This window comes from Neisseria sp. P0021.S007 (genome assembly GCF_051956855.1).
This window is the reverse complement of sequence record NZ_JBQCXA010001447.1, coordinates 1-480: the sequence shown is the minus strand read 5'-3', so window position 1 is coordinate 480 and position 480 is coordinate 1. Positions and strand designations below refer to the sequence as shown.

The following is a 480-nucleotide window of genomic DNA, read 5'->3' as shown; positions in this document are numbered from 1 at the left end:
TGATATTCCTTGAAGTTGGGGCGCATGGGGCATTTTGTCCTGTCATCGGATTTCGGTTTTCCGATTGGGTCGGAACAAGATGACGGGTATTGGGCAGGGGCTTATGGTAACATTCAGCTTGATTGTCTGCCACAGCAGGCGGGCTGTTTTTGAAAAAATGCGGAAACTATTTTTACGCGTCATTGTCATATTGAGTTTAGGTCGTCTGAATATTATTGGAACTGCATCATGAGCAAAAATACCGATTATCCGGTTACTTCTGCCGTCCGTTTCTTGCGTACACATCAAATTGATTTTGAGCCTTATATTTATGTTTATGAAGAACACGGCGGGACGGGGCAGTTTGCACAGTTGTTCGGCGTGGACGAGCATCGGGTGGTCAAAACCATCGTGCTGCAAAACGAAGCGAAGAAAGGGTTGGTCGTAGTGATGCACGGCGATAGGCAGATTTCGACCCGCAATCTGGCGCGCGATTTGGGC

The 480-nt window shown here is 47.7% G+C and carries 1 protein-coding gene; it reads left to right on the top strand.

Going from position 1 to position 480, the window contains the following annotated elements:
* Positions 1–228: 228 nt before the first annotated feature.
* Positions 229–480, top strand: a 252-nt coding sequence (locus tag ACTHUR_RS19630) for a YbaK/EbsC family protein (RefSeq protein WP_440400465.1), incomplete at its 3' end; no start/stop codon positions are given.